Raw genomic sequence first — 18,024 nt, 5'->3', positions numbered from 1 at the left:
CGCCCTTTTCTTTGGCGGCAAGCCGAAGTATCCGGAACGGACCCCGTTGACGCCGGAAGGACAAAAATGCCGCCGCTCGATGACACCCGCTATCTCAAGGGCGGCCCAGTCGCCGCCCGCATCATCGCCGAAGTTCGCGCTGCCGCCCAGCAGGCGACCGAAGAAGGTTTCCGCCCCAAGCTCGTTTCGATCACCGTCGGCGACGTCGAAGCCGTCGATGTCTATGTGCGCAACCAGCGCGCCAAGGCACAGCTTGCTGGCATCGACTTCGAGGAACGGCGGTTCCCGGCCGAACTGACCGCCGGCGAGCTCGAAGCCGCGATCCACGGCATGAACGCCGATCCGCGCGTGACCGGCATCATCATCCAGCGGCCGGTGCCGCAACACATCCCGATCAAGGCGATCCAGGCGGCAGTGCATCCGCTCAAGGACGTCGAAGGCATGCACCCGGCCTCGATCGGCAACATCGTCTACAACCAGCTCGACTTGGCACCCTGCACGGCGGCGGCATCTGTTGAACTGCTGAAAGCGACCGGTCTCGACCTCAAGGGGCTCGAAGTGGTGGTGGTCGGCCATTCCGAGATCGTCGGCAAGCCGATCGCCTTCCTTTTGATGAGCGAGGGGGCAACGGTCACCGTGTGCCACCACATGACGCGATCCCTGGCAGCGCATGCACGCCGTGCCGACGCGCTGTTCGTCGCCGTCGGCAAGCCGCGGCTGATCAAGGCCGACATGGTGAAGCCGGGAGCGGCCGTCATCGACATCGGCATAAATGCCGAGACGCTGCCAGATGGCTCGACCCGCATCGTCGGCGATGTCGACACCGATTCGGTCAAGGAAGTGGCGTCGTGGATCACGCCCGTGCCCGGCGGCGTCGGTCCTGTCACGGTGGCGATCCTGCTGCGCAACACCATGGTGGCGCTCAACCGCCAGCGGGCGCTCTACAAGCAGACATTTGCCAGCGGCGAGGCCAGGCTCGCCGCCGAGTAGGCACGATTGCTTTCGAGCATGGTCTATTCCGAAAACCGGCGCCCACTTTTGGGGATCATACTCTCATCTAAAGCCTGTAGGCGTCGCTGCTGATCTGCGAAACCGCCTCCGGCTGCGCGGCCGGAGCGAGACCATTTGTGACGACGATGGGCGTGCCGTCTGCCACACGATTGTAAAGATCAATGATGTCCTGGTTGATCAGCCGGACACAGCCTGACGACACCGACTTGCCGATGGACGCCCATTCGGGCGAGCCGTGCAGGCGATACAGCGTGTCTTTGCCGTCCTGGAAAATGTAGAGCGCGCGCGCTCCGAGCGGGTTCTGGACGCCCGGCTGCATGCCGCCTTCCCACTCGTTCTTGCCGGGGATCTGGCGGGCCCGAAATTTCTCCAGCTCGGGCTGGCGGTCGATCATCTCGTTCGGCGGGAACCAGCGCGGCCATTCCTGCTTCCACTCGATGACGCCGCGGCCCGCCCATTCGAAACCTGCGCGACCGAGGCCGACGCCGTAGCGGATGGCCTCGCCATTGTCGGCAACCACATAGAGGAAGTGCTGGGAGGTATCGATGACAACCGTGCCCGGCGCCTCGCCGGTGGGATTGCTCACCACCTGGCGATAGTAGCGCGGGTCGATCTTCTTGAACGGCACGCCCGGAATGTCGAAGCCGTTGTCGTTGACCGGCGCATACATCATCTGCGGCTCGCCAAAACCTGGGTCGTTGCGCAGGGACGGCGGAGGCGGCGCAACGGGGTAAGCCGGCGCGGCGTAAGCGGAGCGCTCAGCCTGCGTTGTCGAACATGCGGACAGTGCCGCCGAGGCTGCCCCGGTTGCGGCAAGCGCCAGCAACCTGCGGCGGGTGAGTGTCGACATAGAGGCTTCCAATGCGCTTTTTCGATGTTGCTGCAACGCGCGAAGCCATCGCATGTTCCACCCGTCCTGTTCAATCCCGGGCGGCGCGCACTGTGGTCAACTCTGCTTGTAGTCGTTGCGCATCGGTTACAGCATGCATCAGCTCAGCCGATCTCAGGCACGCCGGCAGGTTTTTCGCCGCCATAGGCCCAGTCGAGCAGCTTGACCGTATGCACCACCGGTAATTTCGCAGCCGAGGCTATCTGGGTGATGCAGCCGATGTTGCCGGTGGCGACGAGTGCCGCGCCCGTGGCCTCGATGTTCTTGACCTTGCGGTCGCGCAGCTTTGCCGAAATCTCAGGCTGCATGATGTTGTAGGTGCCGGCCGAGCCACAGCAAAGATGGCCTTCGCGCGGCTCCTTGACCACGAAACCGGCACGGGCGAGCAGGTCCTTGGGCTGGCGAATGATCTTCTGGCCGTGCTGCATCGAGCAGGCAGAATGATAGGCGACCGTCAAACCCGGCTTGCGGGCCGGTTCGGGCAGGTCCAGCGTCGCCAGATATTCGGTGACGTCCTTGGCCAGTGCCGAGACGCGCTCGGCCTTCTGCGCATAGGCCGGGTCCAGCCGCAGCATGAAGCCATAGTCCTTGATCGTGGTGCCGCAGCCCGAGGCGGTGATGACGATGGCGTCGAGCCCACCATCGTCGATCTCGCGGGTCCAGGCGTCGACATTCTGGCGCGCCGACGCGAGTGCTGCATCTTCTCGGCCCATGTGATGAACGAGCGCGCCGCAGCAGCCCTCGCCCTTGGGCACAACGACCTCGATGCCGAGACGGTTAAGCAGCGACACGGTCGCCTCGTTGATGCCGGGTTCGAGCACCGGCTGGGCGCAGCCGGTGAGGATGGCGACACGGCCGCGCCTGGCCCCGGATGCGGCATGCGTGCCGGGCGATGCCACGAGCGACGCGGCCGGCACCGATCTTGGCGCCAGCCTCAACATCGCCGCAAACGGCTTCAGTGCCGCAACCCTGTCGAATACATCGGCAAAAGGCCGGCCAAGCCTGGCCAGCTTGAGCGCAGCGCGGAAGCGTGCGGGATAAGGCAGCACCATCGCCAGCACGCCGCGCGTCAGCCTGTTGGCCAGCGGGCGCTTGTAAGTCTTTTCGATATGGGCGCGGGCGTGGTCGACCAGATGCATATAGTTCACGCCCGAAGGGCATGTGGTCATGCAGGCGAGGCAGGACAAGCAGCGGTCGATATGGGTGACGATCTCCTTGTCCGCCGGTCGCCCGTTCTCCAGCATGTCCTTGATCAGGTAAATGCGGCCACGCGGCGAATCGAGCTCGTTGCCAAGGGTCACATAGGTCGGGCATGTCGCCGTGCAGAACCCGCAATGCACGCATTTGCGCAGGATCTTTTCCGATTCCGCAACGTGCGGATCGGCAAGCTGGGCTGTGGTGAAATTGGTCTGCACGGCGTTATGGCACTCTTGTCAGGCGGCTAGATCAGCCAGCTTTCGGGGTTCTTGATGGCCTCGCCGCGCCCCACGGCCTGCAGACCCATGATACAGCGGACGATGAACCAGACGGCGACCGCAAACATCAGGATGAAGCCGATAAAGACGAAGATCAGCATGAACGAGATCAGCGCATAGAGCAGGCCGATCCAGAAGGTTCGGATCAGCCAGGTGTAGTGGGTCTCGACGAAGCCGCCGGCCTTGCCACGGTTCATGTAGGCCAGGATGATACCGACGATGCCGCTGACGCCGATGACCAGTCCGGCGAGGTAGAGGATGTAGATGACCTGGGCATTGGTCGGGCCCGGATCGAGCCAGCGGTCGGTCTGGCGCGGGGTGAAATTCGGCTGCGTGTCGCTCATGATGTGACTTCCTCCGATACACGCGCCAAGGTAGCAGAGTCGAGCGAATGCACCATCCGGCCGGGATTGAGGATGGACTTGGGGTCGAATTCCGCCTTGAGACGGGCCGAAAGTGCCGCCAGTGCCGCGGGCTGCGGTTCGAACACCGGGATCGCGGCGCGCCATGCCGGGGCGGCGCGGACCAGCGTCGCATGGCCGCCGCCGAACTGCCTGATCAGACCGCGCAACAGATCTGCTTCCGGCTCGCCTTCCATGCGCAGCCAGACGAGGCCACCCTGCCAGTCGTAGAAGGCGTCGCATGCCACCTGCATGCGCAGCGCCAGCACCATGTGGTTGGCATTGGCCGGCGGCATCGAGATACGCCAGACCGGCTTGTCGCTGCCGTCGGCAAAGGGGCAGACATCGCGCACATCGCGCCAGAGCGCGCGGGACGCACCCTCCGTTAGCTCCTCCAGTGGGCCGGCATTGCCGAGCATTTGCCTGAGCTGTCCCAGGCGATAAGCGACCGATGGGCCGAACCCTTCGACACGCAGCAACGTTGCAGGGTCGCTGCCGAGCTTGCCGTCGAACACGCGTGAGGCCATCCGCTCGGGCAGGTGTGCCGCCGAAGACACCTCGGCGCTGGAACCCATGGCGATCGACATGGCGGCGGTGGCGTTGTCGTCGAGAAGGCCGCGGATGATGAGCGTGGTCTCGGTCTCGGCCGCCGGCAGCACCTTGAAGGTGACGTCGGTCGCGACCGCCAGCGTGCCCCAGGAGCCGGCTATGACCTTGGACAGATCATAGCCGGTGACGTTTTTGACCACGCGGCCGCCCGACTTGAAGGCCTCGCCGCGCCCGGAGACGGCGTGGATGCCGAGGATGTGGTCGCGTGCGGCCCCGGCCTTGAGCCGGCGCGGTCCCGCGAGGTTGGCGGCGAGCACACCGCCGATGGTTCCCTGCCCCGGCATCTCGCCAAGCAGCGGACCGTAGTCGATGGGCTCGAAGGCAAGCTGCTGACCGTTTTCGGCAAGCAGCCTCTCGATCTCGGCCAGCGGCGTGCCCGCCTTCGCCGACAACACCAGTTCCGCGGGTTCGTAAAGCGTGACGCCTGACAGCTTCGACAGGTCAAGCGTGTGCTCGGCCTGCTGCGGCCTGCCAATGGCGCGCTTGGAGCCATGACCAATGATTTCGAGCGGCGAATCTTCGGCGACGGCCCATTGGACAGCAGCGAGGACATCTTCCGACATGGTGGGGGTGAAAGTGGTCACAGCCGGTGCTCCCGGAGTTTTTCGAGGGCAGCAGAGCCGCGGCGCGACAGGCGGTAGCCTATGTCGAGGCTCTCGGTCAGGCCGAGTTCCTTGAGCTTGCGCACGTCCTGCTTGAATTTCGGCTTCTCCACGCCGAGGCGATCGGCAAGTGTTGCCGCTGCCACCTCGGGGTTCTGGCCGATGAGGCGCAGGATCGACGGGAAATAGCCCGGCGCGGTGCTGTCCCATTTGGCGAAGCGGGCGGCGAGCGCGTGCCAGTCGGCATCGCTGAGGTCTGCCGCCTCGCGCAGCGCCAGCCTGTTGTCAGCCTCGATGCCCTCGAAGGTAATGCGGTAGAGGGTCCGGCCGCTGCCTTCGCGCAGGTCGGCGGTCAGCGCGCCAAGGCTGTCGTAGCCAGCGGCGTGGGCGTCGGCCTCGGTTAGTGTCCCTTCGTCGGCCACTTCGACCACACCGATACGGATTACACCGATCGCCGTGCGCAAGCCGGTGCCGGCCTTGACCGTCGGCCGCTGCCAGCGGCGAAAGGCGAGCGTGATGTCGCCGCGCTTGATGCCTTCGAGGATCGCCTGCTTCAAAAGCATCAGAACCTCGGAATGTCGGGGAAGGCCACCTGCCCCCGGTGGACGTGCATGCGCCCGAGTTCGGCGCAACGGCGCAGCTGCGGGAACACTTTTCCGGGGTTGAGCAGGTGATTGGGATCGAAGGCGCATTTGACGCGCATCTGCTGCTCGAGGTCGATGTCATTGAACATCTCCGGCATCAGGTCGCGCTTCTCGACACCGACGCCGTGCTCGCCGGTCAGCACCCCGCCGACCTTGACGCACAGGCGCAGGATATCGGCGCCGAAGGCCTCGGCCTTTTCGAGTTCGCCCGGCTTGTTGGCATCGTAGAGGATCAGCGGGTGCAGATTGCCGTCGCCGGCATGGAAGACATTGGCGACGCCAAGGCCGTATTGCTCCGACAACTCGCGCATGCCGGCGAGTACACGCGGCAGCTCCTTGCGCGGGATGGTGCCGTCCATGCAATAATAGTCGGGCGAAATGCGGCCAACGGCGGGGAACGCCGCCTTGCGCCCGGCCCAGAATGTGAGCCGCTCCTGTTCCGACTGCGAGATACGGCAGGTGGTGGCGCCGTTGCGGTTGGCAATCGCCTCGACCAGGCCGATCAGGTGATCGACTTCGACGGCGGGTCCATCCAGCTCGACGATCAAAAGCGCCTCGCATTCGAGGGGGTAACCGGCATGGACGAAGTCTTCTGCGGCGTGGATCGCCGGGCGGTCCATCATCTCCATGCCGCCGGGAATGATGCCGGCGCCGATGATGTCGGCGACACACTGGCCGCCCTCTTCGCTGGTCGGAAAACCGATCAGCAGCGCACGCGCCGTCTCCGGCTTCTTGAGGATGCGGACGGTAACCTCGGTGACGACGCCGAGCAAACCTTCCGAGCCGGTCATGACGCCGAGCAGGTCGTAGCCCTCGGCATCGAGATGCTTGCCGCCCAAGCGTACGACCTCGCCGTTCATCAGCACCATTTCGATGCCGAGCACGTTGTTGGCGGTGAGCCCGTATTTCAGGCAGTGCACGCCGCCGGAATTTTCGGCGACATTCCCGCCAATGGAGCAGGCAATCTGCGACGAGGGATCGGGCGCGTAGTAAAAACCGTCGAGTTCCACAGCTGTGGTGATGCCGAGATTGGTAACGCCCGGCTGGGCGGTGACGGCACGGTTGGGATAGTCGATCTCGAGAATGCGGTTGAAGCGGCTCATCACCAGGAGCACGGCGTCTTCCAGCGGCAACGCGCCACCCGACAGCGATGTGCCGGAACCGCGCGGCACAACGCGGATGTTGCGCTCGTTGCAATATTTGAGCAGGCGCGACACCTGGGCGACGGTCTCGGGCAGGACCACGACAAGCGGCAGCTGGCGATAGGCGGTCAGGCCGTCGCTTTCAAAGGCGCGCATCTCGTTGACCGTGTCGACCACCCCCTCACCCGGCACGATGATGCGCATATCGGCGACGATCTCGGCGCGACGGGCAAGCGTCGCCGCATCGGGCTTGGGCATGAGAATGCCGGACATCGGTCACCTAACGTCGAGAACTGGTAAAAAGCTTTTACCAGTTGGCGCCGGCGCATGCAAACTGGAAGAAGGTCGTTAGCCGGGACGCAAAGGCGCGCAGCGTTCGCAGCGTCAATCTGCCGCTGGCGGACGCTGGTCCTTCTCCTCTTGCGGGAGAAGGTGGATCGGCGCGCAGCGCCGAGCCGGATGAGGGGTGTTGGACGGAGCACTGCTGTGAAGAGGAGATGCCTACTGGGTTGGACGTAAGATGTCGCGCTTTGGCCAACACCCCTCACCGCCCCTTCGGCGCACCTTCTCCCGCAAGGGGAGAAGGGATCGCAGCCGGGCACCTCACTCCCCAGCGTGCGCCTTTGGCTCACTGTGGGCGCGGCGCACACGGCGGACGCCCCACCAGACCAGCAGCACGGCAAGCGGCACGGCGGCGGCGGTGACGATCTCGGGTGCGAATGCGTGATCGACCGCCGAGGCACCCTTGGCGATGTAGCCGACCAGGCCGACGACGTAATAAGAGACGGCGGCGACGGACAGGCCTTCGACCGTCTGCTGCAGGCGCAACTGCAGGCGGGCGCGATTGTTCATCGACGCCAGCAGGTCGCGGTTCTGCTTCTCGACCTCGACATCGACCCAGGTGCGCAACAGCGTGGTGGCGCGGGTCAGCTTGCGCGACAAATTGGCCTGGCGCTCTTCGACCGAACGGCAGGTGCGCATTGCCGGTGCCGAGCGGCGCTTGAGGAAACCGGCCCAGGTGTCGTAGCCGGGCACGACCTCCTCGTCGAGCGCTTCGAGGCGCTCGCGGACGATGCCGTCATAGGCCTTGCTGGCGCCGAATCGGTAGAGGCTGGAGGCTGCATCCGCTTCGAGTTCGGCGGCAAGTTCGGTGAGATCGGCAAGCAGCGCCTGGCTGTCGCGTGTCTCGACCGCCTTCATCTCACGCGTCGCTTGGGCCAGCCGGTCCTCGATGCGACGGACGCGGCTGGAAAGCGACAGCGCAACCGGAAGGCCAAGCATGGCCAGCGTGCGATAGGTCTCGATGTCGATCAGACGCTGCGACAGCGCACCGGTTCGCGCCGGCGTCAGGCCGCGGTCGAGGACAAGAATGCGGGTCAGGCCGTCGCCATCCTGACGGAAGTCGGTGACGATGCCGGCGGCACCACCCTCCACGAGCGAGTAGCACAGACTGGTGGGGTCGAAGGTCGCGATCAGCTTCTCGTTGGCCGGCGTCCATTTGCGGATTTCGAGCCGGATGCCCGAAATGACCGTGCCGGGTGGGCTGAAACCGTTGCCGAAGGGCGAATCCTCCTGCGAGCGGTCGGTGGCGCCGAGCGGGCCTTCCCAGAGATAGGTCGAAAACTCGGTGTGGCGTTCCCAGCGTAGCGAGCCCTGCCCCCATTTCATGGCGTGGTGGCGGGCCTGGCGATCGGGTGCGGCGATGCCGAGGCGGCGGGACAATTCAGAAAGCACGGCCTGGTCGACGGCCGATCCGCCCTCGGTCATGAAGGACAGCTGGACCATGACGCGCGGACTTTCGACCAGCGGATGCGGTCGCGAATGAACCTCCCCGAGCGCGCTGGGACGACCTTCATGGGCCGGAAAACCCATGACACTGCCGGTCGAACGCGGCAGGAACTCCAATGAGGACGGCTCGGCTGTCACCTGTGGATCCCTCGACGCCATGACCTTCCTGCCTCTAGGTAAGTTTGCCGCAACAGGCAAACGTCAACTTTAGCGGCGCCTGATACTGTGCGCCGCCAGCCACCGGGCTGGGTACTGCCGGACTGGATAAATAATTTGACCAGTCGGGGCCGGGCCACCTATCCTTGTGGCCAAGGACAAAGGTTCCGGACAGCACCCTTGAGCGACATATTTTCCAGGATCGAGCATTCACGCACGGCCGACGAGGTGGTGCAACAGATGGAGAGCCTGATTCTGGAAGGCGTGCTGCGCGCCGGCGACAGGCTGCCCGGCGAGCGCGAACTGGCGAGGCAGTTCGACGTGTCGCGGCCGATCCTGCGCGATGCGCTGAAGACGCTGGAAGCGCGCGGGCTGATGGTGACGCGCCATGGCGGCGGCACGCATGTCGCCGACGTTATCGGCCAGGTGTTTTCCAAGCCGGTGATGGATTTGATCGTCAACCACCGTAAGGCGGCAGCCGATTATCTCGAATATCGCCGCGAGATCGAGGGTCTGGCGGCCGAGTATGCGGCACGGCGGGCGACCAAGGAGGATCTGGCGCTGCTCGACCGCATCATGGTTCGCATGGAGGCGGCGCACCAGCGCGCCGACTTCCGTGAAGAAGCCGAGATCGACGTCGAATTTCACCATGCGGTGGGTGAGTGCGCGCACAACATCATTTTGCTGCACACTCTGCGTTCCTGCTACAAGCTTCTGACGGATGGCGTGTTCCAGAACAGGCTCGTGGTGTTTGCCCTGCCTGCAGCACGAGAAGCGCTGCTCGAACAACACCGGGCGATCCACAGGGCGGTCGTTGCAGGCGATCCCACTGCTGCGCGTCAGGCGGCGATGGACCACATCACCTATCTGGAGCGCGCGATGGCCGAGGCCGAGCGCAGCGGCGACTGGCAGCGCGTATCGCGGCTTCGCCTCAGGCAGCGGCTCGACGGCGAGGAAGCGAAAAGACCATGACCGGCGTGCATTTTCTTGACGCCCGGGGTCCCGAGGGCATGCGCATCTATGCGATCGGCGACACACACGGGCATCTGGAGTTGCTGGCGGAGATGCATGCCCGGATCGCCCAGGAGATCATCCGCGACAGACCGGCCGACTGGCGCATCATCCACCTCGGCGACCTCGTAGACAGGGGGCCGGACAGCCGCGGCGTGATAGAGCTCCTGATCGCGGCGACCGCCCGCGACAGCCGCAACATCGTGCTGACCGGCAATCACGACGTTGGCTTCCTCGACTTTCTCGCCAATCCCGACCCGGAGGGGCTGTTTGCCCGCTTCGGCGGCGTCGAGACCGCGTCGTCTTATGGCGTCAGCCTCGGGTTGGACAATGTGACCAGCCTGCAGGCGAGCCATGCCCAGTTGGTGCGCGCGGTGCCGGAAAGCCATGTGCGCTTCCTGCGCGGGCTCCCCTATTCGGCAAGCTTCGGGGATTTTTTCTTCTGCCACGCCGGGGTCAGGCCGGAAGTGCCATTGGAACGGCAGGATCCGCAGGACCTCATCTGGATCCGCAAGGAATTCCTCAACTATCCGGGGTTGCACCCGAAAGTCGTGATCCATGGACATACGCCGCAGGCAGAACCCGAAGTGATGGCCAACCGCGTCAACGTCGACACAGGAGTCTATTATTCGGGAGCGCTGAGCGCACTCGTCATAGACGGTGCGGACAAACGGCTGATTTCGGTGGCTGGGCCCGTCAGCGGGCGGCAGTGACGCCGTAGCCATCGACAACGCGATGGTCGGCTGCGGCATCGGCCGCATAAATCCCGAAGCCGCCAAGCACGATTGCCGACAGCATGGCGAAGGACAGGAGTGCTGCTTTCACGGGGGTCATCTCAAGTTGAGCTTCCTGCATTCTGCACGAACGGAGTTACGAATAAGTTTCCGAAAACTTTAACCGACACCACAAATGCGCGGCATCGCGGCCGTGCTTCTAGGGACGTTCTGTATCGGGCTTGTGTCGCACGAGCCTTGGAGATGGTTCATTCGCGATACCACCGTCGGCTGGCGCGAGGCTGTCTTTAGAAAGGCTTTTGGGCACAATCCAGCCACTGCGGAACCGTCCACAGCGGATTTTTTTCGCAGTGCCAAAAATGTCACGGAATGGCTATCGGGCGGCCTCTGGCGAGGTTCCGGCCGCCATCGATGTTTCAGATAGCTGCAACCCAGGCGCGAGCCAACGCCTTGCCGACCGCATCGGCTTCGGGGCCATGGCGTTCTGCCTCGGCATCGTGGCGCTCGGGCCAGTCAGGCTGGTTCCTGGCGATCACGTCGGCGAAGGCGCTGTTCCACTCGCGCACCAGCTTGCGGTCGGCCTCGAAATGGAACTGCGTGCCATAGGCGGCGCGGCCGATGCGGAACGCCTGGTTTCCAGTGACGGCGCTGCCGGCCAGCCTGATCGCGCCTTCCGGCATGGTGAAGGTGTCGTCGTGCCACTGGAAGATGGAGAAACGGTCCGGCAGTTCGGCGAAAACAGGGTCATCGAGCGCATCCTCGGTCAGCGACACGCCGTGCCAGCCGAATTCGGTGGCGCCGCCGATGCGGTTGTGGCCGCCAAAGGCACGCGCCAGCAGTTGGCAGCCGAGGCAGATGCCAAGGACGGCCTTGTCACGATCGACGAAATCGCGGGTCAGCGCGAGCAGCTCGGGAAAATAGGGCGAATGGGCATCGTCGAGCGCATTCTGACCACCTCCGAGCATGACGATGGCGTCGTGCTCGCCGGCGTCCAAGGGCAGCGCATCGCCGAGATGGGCGTTGCACAGGTCGAGCTCGGCGCCGACCTCAGCAAGCGCCTCCCCAACCTGGCCGAGGCCGGTGCTTTCAAAGTTCTGAACGACGAGGACGCGCATCTCGGCCTTTCCGGCAGGCGGTGACAAAGTTGCGGCGAGCCCTATCATGCGGCCTACCACGCAGCCAAGAAGGATCGGCTATGCCACTGCAAAACCGGGTCGACCCCTTCGGCGAAATAGACGCCACGCCCGAGCGCGGCATGTTCACCGGCAATCGCGGCATCATCCACGACCCCGATACGAAAACGCTGCTGCACAAGCGCTGGGCGACCAAGGCATGGATCACCTGCGCGCTCGAGTTCAAGGGCGTGCGTCGTGTGCCGATGGGGCGAAACCGGCCCGGCGGCAAGACCGGCTGGACCGAGCTGTTCTTTCTCGACGAGGTGACGGCATTGGCCGCCGGCCACCGGCCCTGTTTCTACTGCCGGCGGGCGCGCGCCCAGGCTTTTTCCAAGGCCTATGCCAGCGCCTTCAATGCAGACGAGCCAAAGGTCGGCGAGATCGACGGGCGGCTGCACGAGGAAAGGCTGGCCTCCGGTGGCCAGCCGGTGGAACTCGACCGCCACGGCCTGCGCCTTTTGCCCGACGGCGCGATGTTTTCGGACGGCGCCTCCGACTATGCGGTGCGCGGCGGCAAGGCGTTGCGCTGGAGCTTCGGCGGATACGACGCGGCCTTCGGCTTCGACGAACTCTCCGACCAGGAGATGTGCATCATCACGCCGGTGACGACGCTTGCCGTGCTTGAGGCGGGTTACCGGCCGGAGTGGCATGCTAGCGCGGAGCGGCTTGCGGAGAGATAGCAGTGCCGCGGGCCTGGACGTGGAGCACAGCGGCGAAATAGGCTTTGGTCATGCCTGTGTGCCGGCGCGACCATGGACAGGCCATAAAGTGCCGCCAGCTCGTCCTTGCACTCGAACGACAGGAGACGCGCAAATTCGACCCGGAGGCTGCCCCTTGACCGCCACCGCGGCCTGCCGCATTGCTCGGCCATGCGCGCAAACTACAAGATGCAACGGCTGTTCGTGCCCGACGACCTCTCGGCCGGGACGGGCTTCGACGCCGATCCACAGCAGAGCCATTATCTGACCCACGTGCTTCGCCTCGCCGAAGGCGCGGAAGTGCTGGTCTTCAACGGCCGCCACGGCGAATGGACGGCAAGGATTGGCGGCCGCACCAAGAAGGCCGTGCGGCTCGAAGTGCTGGAATTGCAGCGCGCACAACCGGAACATCCCGATCTCGTTTATTGCTTCGCCCCGCTGAAGGTCGGCCGGCTCGACTATCTCGTGCAGAAGGCGGTGGAGATGGGCGCCGGCACGCTGGTGCCTGTCATGACCCAGCACACGCAGATGAAGCCAAACATCGACCGGCTGCGGGCCAATTCGGTGGAAGCCGCCGAGCAATGCGGCATCCTGGCCATCCCCGAGGTGACCGAGGCGGTCAAGCTGGAGCAATTGCTTTCCAACTGGGACAAGGAACGGCGACTGGTCTTCTGCGACGAGGACGCGTCGACCAACAACCCGATGGCCGCATTGCAGGGAATCAAGGAGCGCAAGCTTGCCCTGCTGGTGGGGCCCGAAGGCGGATTCTCCGACGAGGAACGCCGCATGCTGCGCGCCCTGCCCTATGTGACGGCCATTCCGCTCGGACCGCGCATCCTGCGCGCCGACACGGCGGCGGTGGCGGCCCTCGCGGTCATCCAGGCCGCCATCGGCGATTGGTAATCAGGCAAGCATCTTGCTCGGCCACGGGTTGATGCCGTCACGCAGCCACAGCAGCGTATCGAGCCAGAAGTCGGCGGCATGGCGGCTGTGGAACAGGCCAAAATGGCCGATCTGCTGTCGGTCGAAATCATCAGGTGAAAGCAGCAGCTGGGTCGTGCTGGAGCCGGCGTAGTAGTCCAGCGCCCGGCTGATTGCCTTTGGCGTGCCGAATTCGTCGTCGCTGAGACCTATGGCGAGGATGGATGCCGTGACGGCGGCGAAACGACGGAGCACGTCGGCCCGCTCGGCTTCTGGGTGATTAAGCTCTATGCGGGCGCGGCGAAAACTCCACTCGTTGGCGACGCCCGCCGGCAAGTCCTCGAGCCAGCCGAGCCGCCTGCCGGGAAAATAGCCGCACAGGGCGGTCAGCGCGGGCATGGCCACATGCCATTTGAGAAAAAGTCGCAAACGCCTCTCGGCAGCATAGTCACGCCAGTATGCATATTGCGCACCGACGGTGAGCATTCGGGCCACTGCTGGGGCCGATTCGGCCAATCCAGACAGCACGCCGCCGATGCTGTGACCGACCACCAATAGCGGCGCAACGGGATCGAGGCGAATTGCGAGATGAAGCACGGCTTCAAAGTCGCGTTCGCCCCAATCGCGCCAGCGATAGCCGCAGCGGCGCAGGCTCGCCGGCCGAGACGCGCCAATGCCGCGATAATCGTAGGTGATGACATCGAAACCGTGGCCGGCGAGGAAGGTTGCATAACGATGGTAGTAGCGCGCGAGCACACCCGTGGCCGGGTTGACAATGACGGTGCCTGCCTTTTCGCCGCGCGCATGCGGCCAGATATGGCCGCGCAACGCCACGCCGTCGCAGCAGGCGATTTCGACCGACCGTGGCTCGACCACTGAAACCGCAATCGACATGGGACCTCGCTTTCTCCAGCAAGGGCTAGCGAAATCCGCCTTTGGATTACACTCACTAGTCGGTATACTTCTGGCATGAGAACGTCCGAGAAACCGACGCGCGAGCGCATCGTCGATGCCGCCTCGAAGCTTTTCTACAGCGAGGGCATCCGCGCCGTCAGCGTCGACGCCGTGGCCGAGAAGGCGGGGCTGACCAAGCGCACGCTCTATTACCACTTCACCAGCAAGGACGAACTGATCGCAGCCTATCTCGACGGCCGCGACCAACCCAATCTCGCCCTGTTCCAGCGCTGGTTTGCAGAGGCCGAGGGCGGAATGGAGCAGAAGGTGCGGGCGATCTTCCAGAACCTCGCCACATCGGCGCGGCACCCCAAGTGGAAAGGCTGCGGCTATCTGCGCACGGCGGCCGAACTGGCCGACATGCCCGGACACCCCGCGATCAGGACCGGCATCGCCCACAAGCAACGCGTCGAGGCCTGGCTGCGGCAGGAACTCACCGAAGTCGGGGCTACAGGCGCCGAGGCCCTTGCCCGCCAGGTCGTCCTGTTGCTTGACGGCGCTTTTGCGGTGGTGCTGCTCAACCGCGATGCGAGCTACATGGAAACGGCCGGGGACGCGGCCGCAACGCTGGTTCGGACTGCCCTTCCCGTGCGATAGTCAAGACAAGGACTTGCCAGCCGTCCCGGGCGTAGCGAAATCATTCAATATCTGTTGACGAAGGCTCAGGATTTTTCGCTTGATCGGCGAGCGCTGGATCGTCCATCAAGCGCCACCGTTCTTCCGCCCCAGGAGAAACTTTATGGCGCGCGACACCACCGATTTCCAGCCCATCGAGGGCATGGATGAACTCGTCGGCTACCTGGCTGCCGGCAACAAGCCGCGCGACAAATGGCGGATCGGCACCGAACACGAGAAATTCCCCTTCTATGTCGACGGCAATGCGCCTGTGCCCTATGGCACCGACCGCGGCATCCGCACGCTGCTCGAAGGCATGCAGAAGACACTTGGCTGGGATCCGATCATCGATGCCGGCCGCATTATCGGCCTGGTAGAGCCGACCGGCCAGGGCGCCATTTCGCTGGAACCCGGCGGCCAGTTCGAGCTGTCCGGCGCGCCGGTCGAGACGATCCACCAGACCTGTCGCGAGGGCAACGCCCATCTGGCGCAGCTGCGCGAGATCGCCGAGCCGCTCGGTATTCGTTTCCTTGGCCTCGGCGGCAGCCCGAAATGGACGCTGGTCGAGACCCCGCGCATGCCCAAATCGCGCTACGACATCATGACCGCCTACATGCCCAAGGTCGGCACCAAGGGCCTCGACATGATGTATCGCACCTGCACAATCCAGGTGAATCTCGACTTCGAGAGCGAAGCCGACATGCGCCGCAAGATGCAGGTTTCGCTCAAGCTGCAGCCGCTTTCGACGGCGCTGTTTGCCAACTCGCCCTTCACCGATGGCAAGCCGAACGGCATGCAGAGCTGGCGCGGCGACATCTGGCGCGACACCGATAATCAGCGTTCGGGCCTGCTCGATTTCTGTTTCTCGCCGGAGTTCGGCTTTGCCGACTACGCCGAGTGGGCGCTCGACGTGCCGATGTATTTCGTCATCCGCGACGGCCGCTATCACGACATGACGCACATGACCTTCCGCCAGTTCATGGCGGGCGCCGCGCGCAATGAAGTGCCCGACGGCATGCCGACCATGGGCGACTGGGCCAACCATCTGTCGACGCTGTTCCCGGATGTGCGGCTCAAGCGTTTCCTCGAAATGCGCGGCGCCGACGGCGGCCCATGGCGCCGCATCTGCGCCCTGCCCGCCTTCTGGGTCGGCCTGCTCTACGATCCCGCGACGCTCGATGCTGCCGAGGCACTCACTCGCGACTGGACCTACGAAGAAGTGCTGGCCATGCGCAACGCGGTGCCCGAACAGGGCATTTCGGCGCCGTTCCGCAACACCACCTTGCGCGAGGTCGGCCGCGAAGTGCTGGCGCTGTCGCGGCAGGGCCTGGTGAACCGTGGCAACAAGAACCGCGACGGCTTCGACGAATCGGGGTTCCTCAACACGCTGGACGAGGTCGTTGCACGCGGCACCACCAGCGCGGAAGAAATGCTGAACGCCTATCACACGCGCTGGGGCGGTTCGATCGAGCCGGTTTTCCTGGAATACGCCTACTGAGGCGGAAGCGGCGAAAGCCCCTTCATTCCACCCCGGAAACGCACTAGCTTCCTCCTGGAGATAGTCCCAGGAGGAAAAAATGCTGCCCTTGTTCGAGATGCTGGCCAATGCCCAGAACGGCAACGGCATGGACGCGCTGTCGCGCCAATTCGGGCTGAGCCAACAGCAGACGCAGGCCGCGCTCGAGGCGCTGATGCCGGCCTTCAGCCAGGGGCTGAAGCGCAATGCCTCCGACCCCTATGGCGTCGGCTCGTTCCTCCAGGCGATGGCGAGCGGCCAGCACGCCAAATATTTCGATGACGCCTCCCGCGCCTTCTCGCCTCAAGGCGTCGACGAAGGCAACGGCATCCTCGGTCATCTGTTCGGCTCGAAGGACCTGTCGCGGGCGGTGGCGGCGCAAGCCGCTCAGGCCACGGGTGTCGGCCAGAATATCCTCCAGCAGATGCTGCCGGTCGTCGCCTCGATGATCATGGGCGGGCTGTTCAAGCAGTCGACCGGCCAGATGCAGGCGGCCAGCGGCATGGGCGGTAACAATCCGCTCGGCGATATCATCGAGCAGATGATGAGGCAGGGCGGCGGCATGATGGGCGGCGGACAGCAGCCGCAGCCGGCACCGCAACAGAGCCAGGCGCCCAATCCGTTCGACAATCCCTTCGGCCAAATCCTCAAGGACATGTTCGGCGGCGGCCAGGCGCAGCAGCCGACACCGCGCCAGTCGCAACCCCAGGCGCAGAGCCCCTATGGCGACAACCCGCTGGGCAAGATCTTCGAGGAGATGCTGGGCGGCGGCAGTGCCCAGCCCGACCCGCAGCCACAGGCGCGCCAGCCGCAGCCACAGGCCAATCCGAGCGGCCGGCCGCGCAATCCCTATGACGACCTGTTCGGCAAGATGTTCGAAACCGGCAGCCAGCAGCGCGACGACTACCAGAAGGGCGTCGAGTCGATCTTCGACCAGTTCAGCAAGGGGATGGATAAATACAGGTGAGCGAGTAGGGAATAGTGAGTAGTGGAGGCCTGCTCCCTATTTGCTACTCACTACTTACTCATAAAAAAAAGCCCGGTCCCTTGGGAGGACCGGGCAACGTGCAGGCAAGGCCGGCGGGGACCGGCTGGGAGTGGGGAGCCTGCTAAACTCAACAGCGCCGCGCATCCGGCTGAACGCGCAAAAAGCGCTGTAAAACCTCGGGTTGGTGCATGATCCTGTCCGAAATCTTATGCGATTTTCGGGGCATGCACCGCATCAGGCGACGCGGCGGGCCATCGCCTCGACGTTCTCGGATCGCGATTGGCGGATCGAGCGAAGCCGGACGGTCGGGTCGCTGGCAAAGGGCAGATCAACTGCCACATACAGATCACCGCGGGTGAGGCCGATGTCGGCCAGCTCGGTGTCGGTCATGTCGCCGAGGCGATAGAATGCGCGCCGATTTTTCCAGGCGCGCAGGAGATCGGCTGCATAGTTGACGATACGCATCGCATTCACCGGGCGAGCCGCGGAATGCGTCGTCTCAGCGCAATGGTCGAGCGTGGTCATTGTCTCTCTCCAGATCACAGGACAAACGGGTCCCCTCCCGGTCGACGCTCCTTCCGCCGCCCCGATTCCGATTCACATGCCTTATGTGGACAATCACACTGTGCCTGCGGTCTATTGATTAATCCAACGAATGTTTTTAATCTTTAGCATCAAAGTTCATGATGGAAACG

19 protein-coding genes are annotated in these 18,024 nt (G+C 64.3%); 8 read left to right on the top strand and 11 right to left on the bottom strand.

What is annotated here, in order from left to right:
• The first annotated feature begins 66 nt into the window (after positions 1–66).
• Positions 67–990 (top strand): bifunctional 5,10-methylenetetrahydrofolate dehydrogenase/5,10-methenyltetrahydrofolate cyclohydrolase, encoded by a 924-nt coding sequence (locus B015_RS0105265; protein ID WP_018426621.1) that lies wholly within the window; start codon positions 67–69, stop codon positions 988–990.
• 67 nt (positions 991–1,057) lie between these two features.
• Here the strand turns inward: B015_RS0105265 and B015_RS30465 are convergent, their stop codons facing one another.
• The 7 genes from B015_RS30465 to B015_RS0105230 form a co-directional block, all read right to left on the bottom strand.
• The gene (locus B015_RS30465) at positions 1,058–1,861 is read right to left on the bottom strand and encodes a L,D-transpeptidase (RefSeq protein WP_018426620.1); all 804 of its coding nucleotides are present in this window, start codon (positions 1,859–1,861) and stop codon (positions 1,058–1,060) included.
• Positions 1,862–2,004: 143 nt separating this feature from the next.
• Entirely contained in the window at positions 2,005–3,315 is a 1,311-nt protein-coding gene (gene glcF / locus B015_RS0105255) for a glycolate oxidase subunit GlcF (protein ID WP_018426619.1), read from the bottom strand.
• Positions 3,316–3,341: 26 nt separating this feature from the next.
• Positions 3,342–3,719: a DUF4870 domain-containing protein gene (locus tag B015_RS0105250; protein ID WP_018426618.1), complete on the bottom strand. Its 378-nt coding sequence runs from the start codon at positions 3,717–3,719 to the stop codon at positions 3,342–3,344.
• On the bottom strand, positions 3,716–4,969 hold the full coding sequence (gene glcE, locus B015_RS0105245; RefSeq protein ID WP_026226921.1) for a glycolate oxidase subunit GlcE: 1,254 nt from the start codon (positions 4,967–4,969) through the stop codon (positions 3,716–3,718). Before glcE ends, B015_RS0105250 begins: the two co-directional genes overlap by 4 nt.
• On the bottom strand, positions 4,966–5,550 hold the full coding sequence (locus B015_RS0105240) for a hypothetical protein (protein WP_018426616.1): 585 nt from the start codon (positions 5,548–5,550) through the stop codon (positions 4,966–4,968). The genes glcE and B015_RS0105240 overlap by 4 nt, the downstream gene beginning before the upstream one ends.
• A complete protein-coding gene (locus B015_RS0105235; protein ID WP_018426615.1) occupies positions 5,550–7,046 on the bottom strand; it encodes an FAD-linked oxidase C-terminal domain-containing protein in 1,497 nt (498 codons plus the stop codon). The genes B015_RS0105240 and B015_RS0105235 overlap by 1 nt, the downstream gene beginning before the upstream one ends.
• A gap of 330 nt (positions 7,047–7,376) precedes the next feature.
• The gene (locus B015_RS0105230) at positions 7,377–8,699 is read right to left on the bottom strand and encodes a DUF3422 family protein (RefSeq protein ID WP_026226920.1); all 1,323 of its coding nucleotides are present in this window, start codon (positions 8,697–8,699) and stop codon (positions 7,377–7,379) included.
• Positions 8,700–8,897: 198 nt separating this feature from the next.
• Between B015_RS0105230 and B015_RS0105225 the strand changes: the two genes are divergently transcribed.
• Both B015_RS0105225 and B015_RS0105220 read left to right on the top strand, forming a co-directional pair.
• Positions 8,898–9,689: an FCD domain-containing protein gene (locus B015_RS0105225; RefSeq protein WP_026226919.1), complete on the top strand. Its 792-nt coding sequence runs from the start codon at positions 8,898–8,900 to the stop codon at positions 9,687–9,689.
• A complete protein-coding gene (locus B015_RS0105220; protein ID WP_018426612.1) occupies positions 9,686–10,441 on the top strand; it encodes a metallophosphoesterase family protein in 756 nt (251 codons plus the stop codon). Before B015_RS0105225 ends, B015_RS0105220 begins: the two co-directional genes overlap by 4 nt.
• Here the strand turns inward: B015_RS0105220 and B015_RS32985 are convergent.
• Both B015_RS32985 and B015_RS0105210 read right to left on the bottom strand, forming a co-directional pair.
• Positions 10,425–10,562, bottom strand: coding sequence for a hypothetical protein (locus B015_RS32985; RefSeq protein ID WP_018426611.1), 138 nt, complete (start codon positions 10,560–10,562; stop codon positions 10,425–10,427). The two genes, B015_RS0105220 and B015_RS32985, sit on opposite strands and share 17 nt — an antisense overlap.
• Positions 10,563–10,878: 316 nt before the next feature.
• Positions 10,879–11,577 (bottom strand): GMP synthase, encoded by a 699-nt coding sequence (locus tag B015_RS0105210; RefSeq protein WP_018426610.1) that lies wholly within the window; start codon positions 11,575–11,577, stop codon positions 10,879–10,881.
• An 80-nt stretch (positions 11,578–11,657) separates the two neighbouring features.
• Here B015_RS0105210 and B015_RS0105205 point away from each other — a divergent pair, with 80 nt between their 5' ends.
• Positions 11,658–12,317 (top strand): hypothetical protein, encoded by a 660-nt coding sequence (locus B015_RS0105205; protein ID WP_018426609.1) that lies wholly within the window; start codon positions 11,658–11,660, stop codon positions 12,315–12,317.
• Between the two features lie 189 nt (positions 12,318–12,506).
• Positions 12,507–13,238, top strand: coding sequence for a 16S rRNA (uracil(1498)-N(3))-methyltransferase (locus B015_RS0105200; protein ID WP_018426608.1), 732 nt, complete (start codon positions 12,507–12,509; stop codon positions 13,236–13,238).
• Here the strand turns inward: B015_RS0105200 and B015_RS0105195 are convergent, their stop codons facing one another.
• The gene (locus tag B015_RS0105195) at positions 13,239–14,150 is read right to left on the bottom strand and encodes an alpha/beta fold hydrolase (protein WP_018426607.1); all 912 of its coding nucleotides are present in this window, start codon (positions 14,148–14,150) and stop codon (positions 13,239–13,241) included.
• Positions 14,151–14,225: 75 nt separating this feature from the next.
• On the opposite strand from B015_RS0105195, the gene B015_RS0105190 reads away from it, so the two are divergent.
• The 3 genes from B015_RS0105190 to B015_RS0105180 all read left to right on the top strand — a co-directional run bounded on the left by B015_RS0105190 (position 14,226) and on the right by B015_RS0105180 (position 17,308).
• The gene (locus B015_RS0105190; RefSeq protein ID WP_018426606.1) at positions 14,226–14,807 is read left to right on the top strand and encodes a TetR/AcrR family transcriptional regulator; all 582 of its coding nucleotides are present in this window, start codon (positions 14,226–14,228) and stop codon (positions 14,805–14,807) included.
• A gap of 142 nt (positions 14,808–14,949) precedes the next feature.
• On the top strand, positions 14,950–16,323 hold the full coding sequence (locus B015_RS0105185; RefSeq protein ID WP_018426605.1) for a glutamate--cysteine ligase: 1,374 nt from the start codon (positions 14,950–14,952) through the stop codon (positions 16,321–16,323).
• A gap of 79 nt (positions 16,324–16,402) precedes the next feature.
• Entirely contained in the window at positions 16,403–17,308 is a 906-nt protein-coding gene (locus B015_RS0105180) for a DUF937 domain-containing protein (RefSeq protein WP_018426604.1), read from the top strand.
• Positions 17,309–17,563: 255 nt separating this feature from the next.
• On the opposite strand, the gene B015_RS0105175 is transcribed toward B015_RS0105180, so the two are convergent.
• Positions 17,564–17,854: a DUF1127 domain-containing protein gene (locus tag B015_RS0105175; protein ID WP_026226918.1), complete on the bottom strand. Its 291-nt coding sequence runs from the start codon at positions 17,852–17,854 to the stop codon at positions 17,564–17,566.
• Positions 17,855–18,024: the final 170 nt, after the last annotated feature.

Source organism: Hoeflea sp. 108, assembly GCF_000372965.1.
In the GTDB taxonomy this organism is placed as follows: domain Bacteria; phylum Pseudomonadota; class Alphaproteobacteria; order Rhizobiales; family Rhizobiaceae; genus Aminobacter.
The sequence above is the reverse complement of the archived record's forward strand: the minus strand, read 5'-3'. Positions and strand labels throughout refer to the sequence as shown.